This is a genomic window from Dietzia sp. SLG310A2-38A2 (assembly GCF_014145095.1).
Taxonomy (GTDB): Bacteria; Actinomycetota; Actinomycetes; order Mycobacteriales; family Mycobacteriaceae; genus Dietzia.
Genome location: NZ_JAALDX010000547.1, coordinates 1 through 248, shown reverse-complemented (window position 1 = coordinate 248; position 248 = coordinate 1). Strand labels below are relative to the sequence as shown.

1 pseudogene is annotated in these 248 nt (G+C 65.7%); it reads right to left on the bottom strand.

What is annotated here, in order from left to right:
* Window positions 1-248 (bottom strand): annotated as a pseudogene (locus G6027_RS17905) (IS21 family transposase); the annotation flags it as partial.

Genomic DNA, 248 nt, shown 5'->3' with positions numbered 1-248 from the left:
TGGTCGGCGATCGCCGACTTGAGCTCAGCGAGCGTCGCGAACTGCCGCGCACGTAGGGCGGCGATGACCTACGTGGCCACGTGCGCCACAGTGTTCTCCACGCTCGCCTTGTCCTTGGGCTTGCGCACCCGGCCGGGCAGTACCGCGGCCGAATAGTGGGCGGCCATCTCCCCGAAGGCATCATTGAAGACGATCTCACCGTCGCGGGGATGTCTGATCACGCCGGTCTTGAGGTTGTCGCACGCGAT